This window comes from Haloarcula sp. CBA1129 (genome assembly GCF_008729015.1).
GTDB lineage: Archaea > Halobacteriota > Halobacteria > Halobacteriales > Haloarculaceae > Haloarcula.
Map to the genome: position 1 here is coordinate 2696425 of NZ_RKSM01000001.1, position 13434 is coordinate 2709858.

General features: G+C 57.4%; 9 protein-coding genes, 2 tRNA genes and 3 rRNA genes. 6 read left to right on the forward strand and 8 right to left on the reverse strand.

The genetic code is table 11. The features are described from left to right. Positions 1 to 58: 58 nt before the first annotated feature. The gene (locus tag Har1129_RS13615) at positions 59 to 724 is read right to left on the reverse strand and encodes a hypothetical protein (protein ID WP_151101155.1); all 666 of its coding nucleotides are present in this window, start codon (positions 722 to 724) and stop codon (positions 59 to 61) included. A 177-nt stretch (positions 725 to 901) separates the two neighbouring features. Between Har1129_RS13615 and Har1129_RS13620 the strand changes: the two genes are divergently transcribed. From Har1129_RS13620 to Har1129_RS13630, 3 genes are all read left to right on the forward strand, one after another. Beyond that, a complete protein-coding gene (locus Har1129_RS13620; protein WP_151101156.1) occupies positions 902 to 1489 on the forward strand; it encodes a hypothetical protein in 588 nt (195 codons plus the stop codon). Between the two features lie 80 nt (positions 1490 to 1569). After that, positions 1570 to 2778, forward strand: coding sequence for a hypothetical protein (locus Har1129_RS13625; protein ID WP_151101157.1), 1209 nt, complete (start codon positions 1570 to 1572; stop codon positions 2776 to 2778). A gap of 351 nt (positions 2779 to 3129) precedes the next feature. Next, a complete protein-coding gene (locus Har1129_RS13630) occupies positions 3130 to 4122 on the forward strand; it encodes a transposase (protein WP_151098964.1) in 993 nt (330 codons plus the stop codon). 688 nt (positions 4123 to 4810) lie between these two features. Here Har1129_RS13630 and Har1129_RS13635 read toward each other — a convergent pair. The 7 genes from Har1129_RS13635 to Har1129_RS13665 all read right to left on the reverse strand — a co-directional run bounded on the left by Har1129_RS13635 (position 4811) and on the right by Har1129_RS13665 (position 11302). Continuing rightward, positions 4811 to 4886, reverse strand: a tRNA-Cys gene (locus Har1129_RS13635). Positions 4887 to 4932: 46 nt separating this feature from the next. Continuing rightward, a complete protein-coding gene (locus Har1129_RS13640) occupies positions 4933 to 5190 on the reverse strand; it encodes a hypothetical protein (protein ID WP_151101158.1) in 258 nt (85 codons plus the stop codon). A 103-nt stretch (positions 5191 to 5293) separates the two neighbouring features. After that, positions 5294 to 5416, reverse strand: a 5S ribosomal RNA gene (gene rrf / locus Har1129_RS13645). A 133-nt stretch (positions 5417 to 5549) separates the two neighbouring features. Beyond that, a 23S ribosomal RNA gene (locus Har1129_RS13650) occupies positions 5550 to 8480 on the reverse strand. 201 nt (positions 8481 to 8681) lie between these two features. Continuing rightward, positions 8682 to 8753, reverse strand: a tRNA-Ala gene (locus Har1129_RS13655). A gap of 106 nt (positions 8754 to 8859) precedes the next feature. Beyond that, positions 8860 to 10331: ribosomal RNA gene (locus Har1129_RS13660) — 16S ribosomal RNA — on the reverse strand. The 16S, 23S and 5S rRNA genes sit together here with 1 tRNA gene alongside, the layout of an rRNA operon. 662 nt (positions 10332 to 10993) lie before the next feature. After that, on the reverse strand, positions 10994 to 11302 hold the full coding sequence (locus Har1129_RS13665) for a non-histone chromosomal MC1 family protein (protein WP_004516406.1): 309 nt from the start codon (positions 11300 to 11302) through the stop codon (positions 10994 to 10996). Between the two features lie 247 nt (positions 11303 to 11549). Between Har1129_RS13665 and Har1129_RS13670 the strand changes: the two genes are divergently transcribed. The 3 genes from Har1129_RS13670 (at position 11550) to Har1129_RS13680 (ending at position 13424) form a co-directional block, all read left to right on the forward strand. Continuing rightward, positions 11550 to 11747, forward strand: coding sequence for a hypothetical protein (locus tag Har1129_RS13670; RefSeq protein WP_004516407.1), 198 nt, complete (start codon positions 11550 to 11552; stop codon positions 11745 to 11747). A gap of 105 nt (positions 11748 to 11852) precedes the next feature. Continuing rightward, entirely contained in the window at positions 11853 to 12905 is a 1053-nt protein-coding gene (locus Har1129_RS13675) for a quinone-dependent dihydroorotate dehydrogenase (protein WP_151101159.1), read from the forward strand. Positions 12906 to 12944: 39 nt separating this feature from the next. Continuing rightward, positions 12945 to 13424, forward strand: a complete 480-nt coding sequence (locus tag Har1129_RS13680; RefSeq protein ID WP_151101160.1) for an RDD family protein — start codon at positions 12945 to 12947, stop codon at positions 13422 to 13424. Positions 13425 to 13434 lie beyond the last annotated feature (10 nt).

Genomic DNA, 13434 nt, shown 5'->3' on the forward strand with positions numbered 1-13434 from the left:
GATCTAACTGCTTGCCCGTGCTGTCGGGTCCAGTCCGCCAAGCACGTGTTACATTCGATTACTGTTCTGCAATGCGAATATCGAGGTCTTCGCTCTTACCCGAACTTTCTGTCGCAACTTCGGCATCACTCGAAGTGCTGCTTTGGGAGACCGAGACGGTTGCGCCGTTGCTAACCGATTCTCCACCGACTTTGGTAAGCACATCGCCGCCATTGCTTTCCCCGAACGTAACCTCGAACGTGCTGCCGTTACTGTTTGCCACAAATTCAAAGAGCCCGTTGTATCCGAGCGTCGAGTTCGGCGGGAGACCGTTCTCTTCGCCAAAGACGATCGTTACGTCGTTGGCGACAAGGCTCACGTACTCGTGGCTCACGTTGTCGTATGTTCCATCCGTACCAGGGTTCGCTCCGTCCGAAGCCCCCGGATTAGCGGGAAACAGGCTGGTCGCCTCAGCAGAGTTGCCCTCGGGCCCCTTGACTGAGACATCAGCTGACGACGTGTCAACGAGTACGTCGACAGCGTTGTCGGTGATCGTCGCCGCAATCTCGTCTTCGGTAGATTGGTCTGCACCTTCTACGAGGCCGTTTGTACCACTATCTGCACCGAAAACATTCACCTCTACTGAACGTGTCGCGCTAACGCTCGTAAATGCGCCCGACCCAAAGAGCGCCCCACCACTGATTGCCAGTCCACCGAGTCCCGTAAGTACGTTTCTGCGATTCATAGTTGTAGTTAGTCAGCACGTTATGGCCGTGCCGTACCACCTACAACATCTTCCGGGGACTTACTATTGGGCTGCTTGAGGCCCGTTATAGCCGTGCTTGAGGCGTTAATGGACTGCATTAACCACGCTCAGGCACGTCAATAGTAACTGGTGGACTAGCGTTGTGTAACACAACAGATGAGACTAAACCGACGAAGTGTCCTGCTTGGGCTCGGGACAATCAGTGCGACTGTCGGCGGCGCGTTTGGCTCTGGCGCGTTCTCCTCAGTCGAAGCGACGCGGACAGTTGACCTCAATACTTCTGATGATTCAGATGCGCTTCTGGGCTTCGAACCAAACACCTCGAACGGGGACCCGAACAACATAATTAACACAGAAGATACAGCTGATGATACAGCAACTGATGGCGGTGACTCTGTAATCAAACTTCAACAGAAGGACCTCAATCAGAACGCGACAACCAAGTTTAACGACGCTCTAAAGGTGGTCAACAGGGGAGACAAGGATGTCGGTGTCTCGGTAGACAATACGGATAATACGAGTCTCATTGGGGATGGAAAGCTTCTGGATATACGGCACGATGGAAGCTCTATCGTCGGTAACGGTGATCCCGCACGCGGATACGCTGCGGACCTTGCGTCCGGAGAAAACAATCCCAGCATCGCCCTCACGATTGTTATCGATTTACAGGACAACGCTGACGAAAACATAGACAACGTTAGTGAGGTCGTTTTCGCGGCCCGGCAGAAGGATTACAACGCATAACCGCTCCGATAATGATCGCTATACTGGAACAGGGTATCACTAGCCGACAACACTCTGGCTGAATTTCTCCAAGCTACGACATGAAGTGGTACTTCGCCCTTGGGCTCGCGTTCATCGTCTGCGGGACAGTCATGTCCACGGGCGCGGCCCCGCTTTCCGAGCCAGTCGACGACCTCGCCCCGGAGGCGGACACCGGAGTTGCGCTGGCCCCGGCTGACACGCCCAACGGCGACCGCTACGCGTCGTTCGACAGTAACGGCGAGCTTGTCATCTCTATTGACGTTATTTCCAGCACCAAGACGATATTCGACGACGTGTTCGTCGTCGGTTTTTCCGGCGTCACCGGAAGCGACGAGGCGGCGACGCTCCGGATCGAACACGATAGCGAGTGGCTAGACATATACAGGAATACTGATGCAGGCTCACGCGAGTCGGTCGATGAGGCGAGTAACACGCTTACACTTGACCCGGGCGAGCAAGCAACGCTCGGGTTCACTGTGACGACAGACGCGAACAGTCCGCCATCCCTCTCCGAAACAGTGACCTACACGATGGAGGTTCCGGATGGTGAGTCAACCACTGGAGGGGGTAGCGGCGGTGGAAGCAGTGGAGGCGGTAGTGTGGGCGGTGGTGGCGCTGGTGGCGGCGACGACACCAATGCAAGCGATGGAAATGGTACTGACGGCGGGGGCGGCGTTAGCCCAGAGACAGTGACACCGGCTGACGAGCCGACCGAAACGCCCGCTAGTGAAGGAGGTAGTGGCAGTGGTGCTAACGTCGAGACATCGACCGACGAACAGACTGAGTCGTCTACCGACAGCGAAGAAGAAACCGAAACAGTGGCCGGCGGCGGGGCCGAACCCGCGCCACCAGCACCCGAAGGCCAGCAGTCGACCGAGCCGAGCGGATTTATATTCGAGTTCGGCCCGGCGTTCGGCATCGGCTGGGGACCGTGGGCGCTCATCACTGGCCTGCTCGCCGTAGTGACGAACTACTTCGTGCAGACGCGATATCATGATGTCCTCCCGGTGCTCCAGACGCAACCGAGCGATCGCCGTCGCCGGTTCCGCCGTGTCGCTGTCCGCGAAGCGACAATCGGCCTTGCCGGAACCGTACTCACGGTGCTTGTCGTGCCGGTGGCTTCAAGCGCTGGCTTCGGCCCAGTCTCGCAGCTGGCTACGGCACTAGCGTTCTCTGCTGCAGTCGGCACGGTAACCGGGTACCGGCTGGTCCCAGAACTCGATACGACGTCCAAATCACATGCCACTGACCGCGGCACCGAAGAGTAGTAAAACACCATGGTCAGTCGGTATCTTATACTGTCTGCTGTTCCTTCACCACGATATTCGCTACGCTAGTGACACGTTCATCCATTTCGGATTCGGACACTGATTACGAATGTTGGATTGTCCGCCCTTACGACCCAACACTATATCTTCTGAGTGTGCTGAGCGGTCGTCGCAGCAGTTCCGGATGTTTGTCTTCACGGCCTTCCTTACACGTTTCCTCCCGTTCTTTCGTACCGAATCTCGCAATTGCTAGGCCCTCTGTAACGTTCGGTTCATCCGGCGTTATTATGGTTTGTCGAGGGTGTCATAGAACGAGTAGCACACCAAAGAGCAGGGTGAACGCTGAGGTGGATGAGTCCAGCGACCCTGCAAGATGATCCTTCGGTAGAGTCGTTCTTCAATGTCGTGGAGACGGAAACGTTAGCGTTGTTTGAGCACCTCTCCTTCGAGTTTCTCGAAGGGTTCGACGTGTTCGCCCCGGCAAAGACGGGGCGAACACGAGACCACGAACCACCAGAGCTGATGCGTGGCTTTCTCCACTGCTACTACAAGGACATTTACGGCATTCGTCCGGTTGAGCGGGAGCTTCGGAACACGGTTGTTTGGCTGAGCTGTGGCTTCGATCGACCGCCGTCGAGAGACGCGGTCGATCGCTTTCTCACCGACCTCGAACACGTCGTCAACGAGGTCTTTGACCGACTCGTCGAGCAGGCCGCCCGACGCGGCCTGCTCGACTTGACCTACTGTATCGATTCAACCGACGTGAGGGCGATGCCCACCGATCCAGACGCGTCGAAGTGCTACGATCCAACCGACGACGAGTACTACTACGGCTACGGTTGCACGATCGTCTCGACCGGGCAAAAGATCCCGATTGCAGCCGAGTTCACCGAGAGCAAACAAGCACCGGAAGAGACGGCGATGCGCGTCACACGTGACGCGCTCGCCGTTGAGCAACCAATCTGGATGGTTGGTGACAGCGCCTACGACACGCTCGACTGGCACGACCACCTGCTGACCGCAGGGGTCGTGCCAGTCGCTCCGTACAACGCGCGAAACACTGATGACCCGAAAGACATCGAGTACAGGATCGAAGACCGCATCGAGGAACACAGTGAGGGCGTCCAGCTGAAGCAATCAATCCTAGACGAGACGTACAACCGCCGTACTGGCGTCGAACGAACCAACGAATCAGTGAAGGACTGCGGCCTCGGGCGAACGCACGCCCGAGGCCGCGTCCACGCACGATCGCAGGTGTTTCTTGCTCTGTGCCTTCGCCTCGTCGTCGCTATCACCAACTACGAACGCGGAGACAATCCGGGAAGCACGATCATCACGGTGTGACAAGAGTTCTATGACACCCTCGTTTGTCGGCTACCTCCCAGTTGCACTGAGCGATCACCACAACACAAACATCGATATCGGTCCGGTCAACGTGTTCGCGCCAGCCTTGTTCTTTGCAAGTTTGGACTTATCTCGGTGTTGAGCCCCCAGTCCGTACTTCTTCAGAACCCAACAGTACTGCTGGGTACCGCTTGGTTTTAGCTACGGTGCCCAGCATTATACAGTCTCTCAGTGTACGAACAGACCGACGAAGCGCGGACAAAAGTCAGGTGTACAATGCGGGCGAACGGGTACACTGACCTACTATTACTAACTGTTCTGCTACTTTTCGTTGTACCGGTCATCGCATTTCCCGCTAATCCACAGATCAACGGCGGCGTGCTAAATCCCTATGAGCATTTTCTCGGCTCTGCACTGGGACTCATCACGCCCTATATTACGCAACTGCGGAGACTGGACTGGCTAGCGCCTACGAGGGGACTGGAAGCCCCTGTTGCGTTAGTTCGTCCTGTCAAGCTATATCAGTAGTTCACTATCAAAGCGGATTTTATCGGCGACGTGCTCATGCCTTGGCACATTGATTGGTATGCCAGTTGGTTTCGAGCAACTTCTGTAACGCCGTCCTCACACTAAAGCGAGGCTGAAATCGAGTTACTACCGGAATTTATCGGCGCCTAAGAGACTAAGAAGCCAAGGGCCGGATTTGAACCGGCGATGGGCGGCTCTGCAGGCCGCTGCGTTAGGCCAGACTCTGCCACCTTGGCTCGAATGTAGGTAGTCAACTCGGTCGTTTAAGCGTAGCGGATTCGATCAGCCCTCGCCCTCCGACTGGCCCGGTTCACCAACCCCCTCAACCGGAATGGTGCTGTAGATTGACGACTGTGCCTCGTCCGGAGAACTGAACTGCTCGTCGTTGACCCGAGTTAGTAGTGTAGCTAGTGGCTCGGAACCGTCTGCGTACACAAGCCGTACATCGTCGAACTCCGCTCGAGCCGTTTCGACCGACAGCGGATACGTCGCGGTTTCGAGGAGTGCCGTGAGTTCGTTCAGTTTGACTTCTCGAGTCATACGGAACGCTCTCAATGCAGTCGGATAGTTACGCACTGCTTAGAAATACAGAAAGCCCACTCCAGAGAGATCCCTCTCCTGAGTGGGCTATGATAGGTATGAATGGTGGCGGCGAACCGCGTTTCCCAGAGGCTCGCGCACTCCAGTACTCCCCGGAACGCTGGTGGGCTTATCTTCCGTGTTCGGGATGGGTACGGGAGGCAACCCCACCGCTGTGGCCGCCTAACGTCGAGTCACGGAATCGAACCGTGAAAGTACCAGTCTCGATCAACGCTCCACCGTGCGTTCGTGCGATCCAGTTTGCGCCTGGACTCGTTCAGCGACGAGTTAAATCGTCGGTGAATGAGTCACAGTGCGTATGAATGATGGCTTTGGTCTGTTAGTGCTCGTGGGCTTAACGTCTCGTTACCTCGACGCGCACACCCCGAGTCTATCGACCGCGTCTTGTACGCGGGACCTCTGCGGTGTCTCTTTTCCAAGTGGGTTTCGAGCTTAGATGCGTTCAGCTCTTACCCCGTGTGGCGTGGCTACCCGGCACGTGCTCTCTCGAACAACCGGTACACCAGTGGCCACCAACCGTAGTTCCTCTCGTACTATACGGTCGTTCTTGTCAGACACCATTACACACCCAGTAGATAGCAGCCGACCTGTCTCACGACGGTCTAAACCCAGCTCACGACCTCCTTTAATAGGCGAACAACCTCACCCTTGCCCGCTTCTGCACGGGCAGGATGGAGGGAACCGACATCGAGGTAGCAAGCCACTCGGTCGATATGTGCTCTTGCGAGTGACGACTCTGTTATCCCTAGGGTAGCTTTTCTGTCATCAATTGCCCGCATCAAGCAGGCTAATTGGTTCGCTAGACCACGCTTTCGCGTCAGCGTTCCTCGTTGGGAAGAACACTGTCAAGCTATCTTTTGCTCTTGCACTCTTCGCCGGGTCTCTGTCCCGGCTGAGATAGCCATAGGGCGCGCTCGATATCTTTTCGAGCGCGTACCGCCCCAGTCAAACTGCCCGGCTATCGGTGTCCTCCTCCCGGAGTGAGAGTCGCAGTCACCGACGGGTAGTATTTCACTGTTGACTCGGTGACCCGCTAGCGCGGGTACCTGTGTAATGTCTCCTACCTATGCTGCACATCGGCGACCACGTCTCAGCGACAGCCTGCAGTAAAGCTCCATAGGGTCTTCGCTTCCCCCTGGGTGTCTCCAGACTCCGCACTGGAATGTACAGTTCACCGGGCCCAACGTTGGGACAGTGAAGCTCTGGTTAATCCATTCATGCAAGCCGCTACTGATGCGGCAAGGTACTACGCTACCTTAAGAGGGTCATAGTTACCCCCGCCGTTGACAGGTCCTTCGTCCTCTTGTACGAGGTGTTCAGATACCTGCACTGGGCAGGATTCAGTGACCGTACGAGTCCTTGCGGATTTGCGGTCACCTATGTTGTTACTAGACAGTCCGAGCTTCCGAGTCACTGCGACCTGCTCCGTTCCGGAGCAGGCATCCCTTCTTCCGAAGGTACGGGACTAACTTGCCGAATTCCCTAACGTTGGTTGCTCCCGACAGGCCTTGGCTTTCGCCGCCATGGACACCTGTGTCGGTTCTCGGTACGGACATCATGCTCGTCTTTTCATGGGCCCCAGGTTGAATCACGTTTCCCTATACCGCCGTTCGTCCGCTTCGTACCATTACGGTTTCCACGGAGTTTGACGGTTCGACCGGGCGAAAACCCGGCGTGATCGACCCCAGGGCGTCGACTTTCACTGCATGATGGCACGGGAATATTAACCCGTTTCCCATTTCGTCTCAGTCGAGTTGCGGTGAGACTTAGGACCGGCTAACCCTCAGCTGATCAGCAGTGCTGAGGAACCCTTATCCATTAGGCCGTCGGGGTTCTCACCCGACTATCGCTGCTACTATGGCCAGGATTTTCGTCACGCATCGGTCCACAGGAATTCTCATCCCTGCTTCCACCCAATGCGAGCGCCAATCTACTCGATTACCAGTATCAGTGGTACGGACAGGTCTCGGTGGTGGATTTGAGTCCCGATCATTTTGGGCGCCTCAAACCTCGGCCGGTAAGCTGTTACGCTTTTCTTAGAGGGTAGCTGCTTCTAAGCTCACCTCCCGGCTGTCTAGGGCTCGAGACCACCTTCAGAGGATTACACTTAATCCACACTTGGGGACCTTAACCTATCTCTGGGTTGTTCCCCTCCTGGTACACAGGCTTACCCCGCGCACCGGAATCCCCGCGTCAAACAGCGTCTGTAGGTTTGGAGTTTGACAGGTGTGCCGACTCCTCTCGGAGGCGGACACACCAATCGGTCGCTCTACCCCACAGACTACCTCGGCGGAGGTCATGCTTCGACATGTTTCGATTGGAACCAGCTGTTGCCGGACTCGATGGGCCTTTCACCCCTACACATAGATCACGAGAGGGTATTGTAGGACACCAACTCTAACAGACTTCCACGTGCCTTTCGGCACGCTTCATCTTGTCCATGCGTAGATCGTCCGGATTCGGGTCGTGTCCATATGGCTCCCCGCCCTTGAAGACGGCGGCCCTCGGGCAAAGCCCTGCGGCCATGTCGGTTTCCCTGTGCCTCCCCGGATACTCCGGTTAGACTTGCCATACAGACACACTCCCTGGCTCGTTTTTCAAAACGTACGACAGAACATCGGCTTCCCGTGAGTCTTACTGGAGACTCGCGTCTCCCTCATTCGTCATGGGACCTTGTATGCCCTGTCGCTCGATCGCCAACTGATTTCATGCTCTATTTCGCCTCCCTTCTGAGGGTACTTTGCAGCGTTCGTTCACACTACTTGTTCACTATCGGTCTCAGGTTGTGTTTAGCCTTCGCAGTCGATGCCTGCGTTATTCGCGAGGGATATCCAACCCCCGCTACTCTGGCACTACCGCACAGCCTACTGGTCTCGAATACGGGGTTGTCACCCTGTATCACGCTCTGTTCCAAGAGACTTCCTCGAGACGGTCGGCTGATGAGAGGTAGCCCTGACACCACATTGCCCGTGAGGGCTTCGGTTTGGGCTGTATCGCGTTCACTCGCGGTTACTGACGACATCACATTGCGTTTTCTTTTCCTCCCGATACTGAGATGTTTCAGTTCTCGGGGTTCCTCATTGCGCGAAGCAATTGTTAGAGAGATTCTCATTCGGAAATCTGTGGTTCTTCGCCTCCGTGCGGCTCCCCACAGCTTATCGCAGCTTGGCACGTCCTTCATCAGCGCCTGAGCCGAGCAATCCACCAGCTGGCATAGTAGCCAACGTCGTTGTGACTCGTTCAACTGAACGAGTCCAGTGGACGCCTGGATCGCACGTACACACGGTTTCATATTCGCCCCCAAGGTGGAGATGGTGGGCGAATCGACCCTTCCCAAGCGCGGTTTCACCCGGCTTGGTGCATCTGTCGTCGTACCACACCCGAACGCCGTCCCGCACTTAAGGGGCACGGTTCGAGGCTGGCACGTCGTATGGACCCACTGGGATTTGAACCCAGGGCCTCCGCCTTGCAAAGGCGGCGCTCTCCCGCTGAGCTATGGGCCCGGCAGATCCGCACGGTTGTTAGCCCTGATAGTTCATAGGTGCCCGGACGACGGGTGTTCTCGAACACCGAAAGGTGGGTTGGGGCAAAGCCCCAATCCCGATCAGTAGGAGGTGATCCAGCCACAGATTCCTCTACGGCTACCTTGTTACGACTTAAGCCCCCTTGCGGAGCCCAGATTCGACCGTCGCATGACGGCCTCATCCGGACCCCACTCGGGTGCTTTGACGGGCGGTGTGTGCAAGGAGCAGGGACGTATTCACCGCGCGCTTCTGACACGCGATTACTACCGAATCCAGCTTCATGCGGGCGGGTTTCAGCCCGCAATCCGAACTACGACTACGTTTGGAGATTAGCTTCGCCTCTCGGCGTTGCATCCCACTGTCATAGCCATTGTAGCCCGCGTGTTGCCCGGTCCATTCGGGGCATACTGACCTACCGTTGCCCGTTCCTTCCTCCGCTTTAGCAGCGGCAGTCCTCCTAGTGTACCCAACTACCTCAAGGGTATTGCTGGCAACTAGAAGTGCGGGTCTCGCTCGTTGCCTGACTTAACAGGACGCCTCACGGTACGAGCTGACGGCGGCCATGCACCTCCTCTCAGTAGCGTCGAGTAAAGTCGTCAACCTGACTGTCATTACTACTGTCGGGACCGGTGAGATGTCCGGCGTTGAGTCCAATTAAACCGCAGGCTCCTCCGGTTGTGGTGCTCCCCCGCCAATTCCTTTAAGTTTCATCCTTGCAGACGTACTTCCCAGGCGGCTCGCTTCTCGGCTTCCCTAGGGCGCAGCGCAGGCTCGTAGCCTACGGCACACCTAGCGAGCATCGTTTACAGCTAGGACTACCCGGGTATCTAATCCGGTTCGAGACCCTAGCTTTCGTCCCTCACCGTCGGGTCCGTCTTCTTGAGGTGGTTTCCCCATTGGTGGTCCGTCCAGGATTACAGGATTTCACTCCTACCCCGGACGTACCCCTCAAGTCTTCCGGCCCCAAGCCGGACAGTTTCCGCTGGACGCCGACGCGTTGAGCGCGTCGATTTCCCAACGGACTTGTCCGGCCGGCTACGGACGCTTTAGGCCCAATAATATCGGCCATCACTTGGACTGCCGGTATTACCGCGGCGGCTGGCACCGGTCTTGCCCAGTCCTTGTTCCTGTACCACCTTACGGTACAGAAAAGCGAGGGCTATATGCCCTCGCACTCGGAGTCCCCCTATCGCACTGTCGTGCAGTGTAAAGGTTTCGCGCCTGCTGCGCCCCGTAGGGCCCGGTATCTTGTCTCAGATACCGTCTCCGGGTTCTTGCTCTCACAACCCGTACCGATTATCGGCATGGTGGGCCGTTACCCCACCATCTACCTAATCGGCCGCAGCCACATCCTACAGCGCCGGAACGTTTCTCACTCTCGGCACTCCAGCCTGAGAGTAATATCCGCTATTGGCCTCAGTTTCCCGAGGTTATCGCGGTCTGTAGGGTAGTTTGGCCACGTGTTACTGAGCTATATGCTACGAGTCTAAACTCGTGCAACTAGCATGGCTAAATCGGACTCCGATAGCAATGGCCTCCGGCAGGATCAACCGGAATGTATCCCGGCGCAAGGCCGGGGGGTTAGGCGGGATCACACCCATATAATGGGTGTGGTCGCTATCGAAGGGTGTTCGAGGACACCCGTCGACCGAGTGTCACCGAACTATCAGGGCTAACATCAGATTCCATCTTGACGGCGGACCGCAGGGGTGGAATCCTCATTTCTTCGGACCTGATTGTTGTCTCGAAGCCACCATAAAGGCTTCGAGTTTCGTTGGCGAGGCGATCCCGCCTGGTCCGTGTCGGTAGGGTTTGACACCCCGACCGAACGTCGTTCGCGTTCACTCCGAGCGCCCTGTTACACTTAAGGGCGTCGGATTAGGACTTGCGTCGAACCACACGACACGAGTGACCTTTGCGTTCATTCCGAACGCCCTGTTACGTTTAAGCGCGTCGGAACTGGTTCGTTCGGGGGACATCTCCCCTGACCGTGTTCGCATTACATTCCGATGGGTGAGCCACACTTAATCCCGTCGAAGGAAATCACCCGCGAGACAGGATTGCACGAGTGTGAGTGTCCCACATATGTACAGACGAAACGACGGGCTATCAGAACAGGTGGGACTGCGACCAATCGGCGCATGGCCTCTCGCGCACACGCGAGCGTAACACAACCGAGAGGGATACGATGTCGTCTCCGAAAATGTCGGAAATACGGCCTAGATCTCGTCTAGGTGTTCAACGCCCTGTTTCGAGACGTTCCCTTTCGTGATGTCACCGGGCATCCAGTCGGGTTTATCGTCCGGCGCCTCCTCGACCCATGCCCACGCTTCGTAGATGTGGACTTTGTGGGTCCCTTTCTCTCGTAGTCGTATTTCCTCAGGGTCAGCCTGATCTTCACCGTCGGCCGGCTCGAGTCGACGTGCTGCCTTCAACGCAGCCTGTCGAGGTGTTCCGCCGGAGAAGACGCTCGATTCGTCACCGTCTTCGCGCAGTGCGAAGTTGCGCTTGTCACTGTCGGGTGCCATGGATTTCACCGCTCCATGCCAATTCAGCACATGCCAGAACATAAATATACCCCCCAATCCGCCCTCCGTCGGGGGGTGTTTTTATACAGTGGAGACACTACGTGTCGATCCAGACCTGCAAACCGGCTGGTTCAGGCCGGATATGCGGGTCGAAATCGTCACGCGCGCCAGAAAACCACCAGCCAGCGGCCGGCGGCACGGTAGACTTAAGTGTATCCTGCGGTGAAGTGCGGAGTAGGATAGCGCGATGGTGCGAAAGAAGAAGCTCAGCCCAAGTGGCGCCAAAGATGAGGACGGCGAGTACCACAACGTACATATCAACATTCACGAAGACGAGCTAGCCGTCGCCGGGATGGAAATTGGCGACGAGGTGTTCGTTCGCGTCCGTGACAACAAAATTATTATCCAGAAGGCCGACCCCGAAGAGGTCGAACACGACTTTTAACTCCATATCGACGGTGACACAGTGCCACTGGGCGGGGCTGTTGGGGCCGATGCCCGGAATCGGTCGTTCACCACCGTTCTTCAAGCCAACCCGACCACCCACACAATGAGACCTTACGATATCGCGAAGCCATTCCTGTTTGCCCTGCCAGCAGAGACCGCTAACCGAAGCATCCACCGACTGCTGGCGGCAGTCGACGGAACGCAGGTCGCCGACGTGATGGCCGACCGCTACACCGTCGCTGACGACCGACTCACTGTAGAGGCCTTCGGCCACACCTTCGACAACCCCGTCGGTGTCGCCGCCGGATTCGACAAGAACGCCACCATTCCCGGAACGCTGGCATCGCTTGGTTTCGGCTTCGCCGAAGTCGGTGGTGTCACGGCCGAGCCACAGACCGGCAACGCCCGCCCGCGGATGTTCCGGCTCAAAGAGGACGAGGCCATCATCAACCGGATGGGGCTGAACAACGACGGAGCCACCGTTATCGGCGAGCGATTGAAGAACGTCGACGCACCCTTCCCAGTCGGCGTCAACATCGCCAAGACGGAACACGTCGGAACAGAGGCCGCCCCTGACGACTACCGGACAACGTACGAACACGTCGCGGAGGGCGGGGACTTCTTCGTCGTCAACGTCTCCTGTCCCAACTCCGAGGGGTTCGAAGAACTCCAGAACCGGGATGCGATGGAGGCCATCCTCAGCGAGCTACAGGACGCGGGCGCGGCCCCGCTGCTCGTGAAGCTCTCGCCGGACCTCCCCGAGCCGGCAGTCGAGGATGCGCTGGATCTGGTGACCGAACTGGACCTAGACGGCGTCGTCGCGACTAACACGACAACGGAACGGCCCGCCAGCCTGCGCTCGCCGAATGCCGTCGAGACGGGTGGTCTTTCCGGGAAACCAATCGAGAACGAGGCGACTGAGATGGTCAGGTTCGTCGCCGAGCGCGTCGACGTGCCCGTCGTCGGCGTCGGCGGTGTCTCGACGGCTGAGGGCGCATACCGGAAGGTCCGCGCCGGGGCCTCGCTCGTCCAGCTGTACACCGGCCTAGTCTATCGCGGCCCGTCCATCGCCCGCGAGATCAACGAGGGGTTGCTTGACCTGCTCGTGGAGGACGGCTTCGACTCGGTCGAAGACGCCGTCGGCGCGGACCTGTAGCCGGCGAATGTTGAAGTACAGTTGCGGCGAATCACCAGCATGACCGACAGCCCCCGAACACTGCATATCGCTTCTTGGGACGACCGATTTCTCGCGTGGCTCCTCGACATCCTGCTCGTTGGTGTCGTCCTCTCTGCGCTGGGCCAAGCCGCAGGTGTATTCTCGCTACTGACTGGAGGCCTCTCGCTTACGACCCCCGCCACCGGCCTGAACGGTCTCGGTTTGTTCGTGTACTGGACTGTACTCGAAGGCCGACAGGGTCAGTCAGCCGGCAAGATAGTCATGAACATCGCCGTCACAGACGAGCGTGGCGATGCCATCGGCTACGGTACGGCAGCCATCGAGAGCTTCGGGAAGGCGTTCCTGCTTCCCATAGACATCCTCGTGGGCTGGCTTGCCTACGAGGAGGAGGGGTTGCGGCTGTTCAACAAACTCTCCTCGACTATTGTCGTCGAAACCGACGAAGAGGAAACAGGAAAACCGAGCGACGTGGAGTACGTCTACCCGAATGACGGGTAGCGGTCTGGCT

Coding starts and splice junctions, on each gene's coding strand:
- Har1129_RS13680 (WP_151101160.1), top strand. CDS start 12,945: ATGACCGACAGCCCCCGAACACTGCATATCGCTTCTTGGGACGACCGA.
- Har1129_RS13625 (WP_151101157.1), top strand. CDS start 1,570: ATGAAGTGGTACTTCGCCCTTGGGCTCGCGTTCATCGTCTGCGGGACA.
- Har1129_RS13665 (WP_004516406.1), bottom strand. CDS start 11,302: ATGGCACCCGACAGTGACAAGCGCAACTTCGCACTGCGCGAAGACGGT.
- Har1129_RS13615 (WP_151101155.1), bottom strand. CDS start 724: ATGAATCGCAGAAACGTACTTACGGGACTCGGTGGACTGGCAATCAGT.
- Har1129_RS13675 (WP_151101159.1), top strand. CDS start 11,853: ATGAGACCTTACGATATCGCGAAGCCATTCCTGTTTGCCCTGCCAGCA.
- Har1129_RS13630 (WP_151098964.1), top strand. CDS start 3,130: ATGAGTCCAGCGACCCTGCAAGATGATCCTTCGGTAGAGTCGTTCTTC.
- Har1129_RS13620 (WP_151101156.1), top strand. CDS start 902: ATGAGACTAAACCGACGAAGTGTCCTGCTTGGGCTCGGGACAATCAGT.
- Har1129_RS13670 (WP_004516407.1), top strand. CDS start 11,550: ATGGTGCGAAAGAAGAAGCTCAGCCCAAGTGGCGCCAAAGATGAGGAC.
- Har1129_RS13640 (WP_151101158.1), bottom strand. CDS start 5,190: ATGACTCGAGAAGTCAAACTGAACGAACTCACGGCACTCCTCGAAACC.